This is a genomic window from Mesorhizobium sp. M7A.F.Ca.CA.003.01.2.1 (genome assembly GCF_003998945.1).
GTDB classification, from domain to species: Bacteria; Pseudomonadota; Alphaproteobacteria; order Rhizobiales; family Rhizobiaceae; genus Mesorhizobium; species Mesorhizobium ciceri.
In genome coordinates this window covers 1-3,490 of record NZ_RZRA01000611.1, presented here as the reverse complement: position 1 = coordinate 3,490, position 3,490 = coordinate 1, and the positions used below count along the sequence as shown (strand labels likewise).

General features: G+C 64.2%; 5 protein-coding genes. All 5 read left to right on the top strand.

Annotation, left to right across the window (positions count from 1 at the left end; all coding sequences use genetic code 11):
- Window positions 1-400 (top strand): S1 RNA-binding domain-containing protein (locus EN969_RS22190; RefSeq protein ID WP_127419396.1); only part of this gene is annotated, 400 nt, incomplete at its 5' end.
- An 11-nt stretch (window positions 401-411) separates the two neighbouring features.
- On the top strand, window positions 412-846 hold the full coding sequence (locus tag EN969_RS22185) for a DUF983 domain-containing protein (protein WP_024503574.1): 435 nt from the start codon (window positions 412-414) through the stop codon (window positions 844-846).
- Window positions 847-932: 86 nt separating this feature from the next.
- The gene (locus EN969_RS22180) at window positions 933-1,673 is read left to right on the top strand and encodes an NUDIX domain-containing protein (protein ID WP_063167899.1); all 741 of its coding nucleotides are present in this window, start codon (window positions 933-935) and stop codon (window positions 1,671-1,673) included.
- A 75-nt stretch (window positions 1,674-1,748) separates the two neighbouring features.
- On the top strand, window positions 1,749-2,927 hold the full coding sequence (locus EN969_RS22175; protein WP_024503576.1) for an MFS transporter: 1,179 nt from the start codon (window positions 1,749-1,751) through the stop codon (window positions 2,925-2,927).
- Between the two features lie 111 nt (window positions 2,928-3,038).
- On the top strand, window positions 3,039-3,490 hold a 452-nt coding region (locus EN969_RS22170), incomplete at its 3' end, for a hypothetical protein (RefSeq protein WP_127419395.1).

The following is a 3,490-nucleotide window of genomic DNA, read 5'->3' as shown; positions in this document are numbered from 1 at the left end:
GCGGGACACGGTCGACCGTCTGATCGCCGCCTATCTCGCCGAACGCGTCGATGACCGGTTCGATGCCCGCATCTCCGGCGTCACCAAATCAGGACTATTTGTCCAATTGCCGCAGTACGGCGCGGATGGTTTCATCCCGGTGTCAACTCTGGGCGGCGATTACTATATATACGATGAAACGGCTCGCTCCCTGTTCGGAGAACGCTCTGGCAAAGGCTACCAACTCGCGGACCGCGTCGAGGTCCGGCTTATCGAGGTGGCGCCGATGGCCGGCGCGATGCGCTTCGAGATGTTGACCGACCCAAAGCCTCTGCCGGGCTCCAAGCGGTCGTTTCACAAGGCCAAGGGCCGCGCCCGCGCGTCGCAATCGCGACCGGGTTCGCGCGGCAGGAGACGATGATGACAACAGCCATGGAAGAACAGGTTTTCGGCGGAGAACATCACTCGGGCCGGGCCGCACGCCCGCTGTGGACGGCGATGAAGCGCGGCCTGCTCGGCCGCTGCCCGCATTGCGGCGAAGGCAAGCTGTTTCGCGCTTTTACCAAGACCGTCGACACATGCGGCGTCTGCGGCGAGGAATTGCATCACCACCGGGCCGACGACCTGCCGGCCTACCTCGTCATCGTCATCGTCGGCCACATCGTGCTGGGCGCCTTCATGGGCGTGGAGGCGACGTCGACTTTGTCCATATGGCAGCACATCGCCATCTGGGTGCCGCTGACCATCCTTTTGTCGGTTGCGCTGCTGCAGCCGGTCAAGGGTGCCGTCATCGGACTGCAATGGGCCTTCTATATGCACGGCTTCGGCGGCGAGCACGACGTGATCGAGCCGCATCCCGGAGCCTAGGCCGCAGCCAAGAATGCTGCCTGGCGCAACATACCGACCGTGAAAGGCCACTTTCGCTTGCCAGAAGTTTCCGCTAGGTCCTGCGCATGGACGGTATGACCAAGGCGGAAGTCGACAGGATCGAGCGGAGCATGATCGCTCATAGCGGCCGGCCAATTCGCCCGCGCGACGCGGCAACCCTCATCCTGCTCGACCGCAAGGACGACGACGTACTGGTTCTGATGGGTCGCCGCCATGCCGGCCACGCCTTCATGCCGGGCAAGTTCGTCTTTCCCGGCGGCCGCACCGATCCGGCCGATAGCCGCATACCGGTCGTCGCCGCCCTGCACCCGAAGCAGGAAGCCAAGCTGATCGCCGGGCCGGGGCGCACAAGCGCCGCACGAGCCCGCGCCATCGCCCTGTCGGCCATCCGAGAGACCTATGAGGAAGCCGGGCTGCTGATCGGCCGCAAGGGTGCTTTCGCAACCCCCAGATCCGACTGGCAAGGCTTTGCCGAACACGGCGTGCAACCCTCTCTCGACATGCTGCGCTTCGTCGCGCGCGCCATCACGCCGCCCAACCGGGTGCGCCGCTTCGACACCCGTTTCTTCAGCGCCTGGCGTGACGACGTCGCGGTCGAGCTGCCCGGTGGCGGTCCGACCAACGAACTGGAAGAGCTGGTCTGGCTGCCGCTTGCCAAGGCCAGGGAAGCCGACATACCCGACATCACCCGAATGATCCTGGACGAGTTGGAAAAGCGCCTCGCCCATGATCCGCTGTTGCGTCCAGGCGGTCCCGTGCCCTTCTACCGGCTGGTCCGCAGGCGCTTCATCCGCGAACTTCTCTAGAGCAATTCCAGGAAAGTGTGACGCGGTTTTCCGTCCGAATTGCGTAAGATCAAACAGACAGAGTATTCAGCATCCATGACGGTCGATACCCAACCAAAGGGCGACGAGCGCGTACACTGGCTGCCGATGGTGGCGGCGATCTCGTCGATCAGCGTCGTCGGCATCGCCATCGGCCTCGGCATGCCGCTGCTCAGCGTCATCCTTGAAACACGCGGCCACTCGGCTTCGATGATCGGCCTCAACACCGCCGTCGCCGGCCTCGCCTCGATCGCCGGTGCGCCGCTGGCGACCCCGCTCGCCATGCGCTTCGGCGTTGCCTGGACCATGATCGCCATGATCGCCGCCGGCGCGCTGGCCTTTGTCGGCTTCCATTTCGCACCCGATTTCTGGATGTGGTTTCCACTGCGCATCGTGCTGCACATTGCGCTGACGGTGCTGTTCATCCTGTCTGAATTCTGGATCAGCACCTCGGCGCCGCCGCACCGGCGCGGCCTTGTCCTTGGCATCTACGCCACTGTCCTGTCGCTCGGCTTTGCCGCCGGACCGTGGCTGTTCGCTCATCTCGGCAGTTCCGGCTTCAGGCCGTTCGGCGTCATCATCGCGTTGGTGACGCTGGCGGCCATACCCGTGCTGGCAGCACGCAACGAGAGCCCGTCGATCGCCTCGGATGGCGAAACCAGCAATTTCCTGCGCTACATCTGGCTGGTGCCGTCGGCGACCGCTGCCGTGCTGGTGTTCGGCGCGGTGGAAACCGGCGGCTTTGCGCTGTTCCCGATCTACGGCAGCCGAATCGGCTATTCCGAGGCCGATGCGGCCCTTCTGCTGACCATGATCGGCCTCGGCAATGTGTTGTTGCAGATCCCGATCGGCATGATCAGCGACCGCGTCAGCGATCGCCGCTACCTGCTGATTGCCTGCGCGACGGTCGGTCTTATCGGCACCGTGTTCATGCCCTTCTTCGCCCAGAATTGGCATTTGATGGCCGCGCTTCTGTTCGTCTGGGGCGGCGTCGTCGCTGCCATGTACACGATCGGCCTTGCCCATCTCGGCTCGCAGCTTTCCGGCCATGAACTGGCGTCGGCCAATGCCGCCTTCGTGCTGTGCTACGGCGTCGGCATGGTGCTCGGGCCGCAGGCGATCGGCATCGGCATGGATGCGTTCGGCCCGTCCGGCTTCGGCTGGTCGCTCGGCCTGTTCTTCGCCGCCTATATCGCTTTGGTCGCCGTCAGGTTGGTTCGCAAGATCCTGCTGTAGCGCGACTGCGGCCTGCCATGCATTTGGCACGGCACGGTGACAGGCTGCTGACAGAACCGTGTCAGGAGCACAGGGCTAAAAAGGTGTCCCAAAACACTTGAGGACACTTCCATGATCGACAGCGGCTTTGAAACCACATCGCTACGAATGACACTGCTTCTGCTCGTGACCTTCCAGGCTCCGGCCGCCGACGTCGACCGCATCATGGATGCCGTGGTGGCGATCGCGCCGCTGGCCATGGGCAAATATGACCGCAATGCCTATCAGTCGGCGCACGGCATCGAACGCTACAGGCCGCTTGACGGTGCGGCCGCCGGCGCCGAAACCGAATTGCGGCGGCGCCCCGGCACGGTCGAGGTTTCCTTCGAACTGCCGGACGACCAGGCGCTGGCCGCCCGCGTCGTCGAGGCGATTTTCCAGGCGCACTCCTACCAGGAACCGGTGATCCGCATTCAGCCGATTCTCGCCAGCCGTTCCAAGGGGCTGGACGACCGCGCCAATCCGAATCGCTGGTGGAACACGACCGGAGACTGGAAGAAGGTTGCGGCATCGGCGACGGAAAC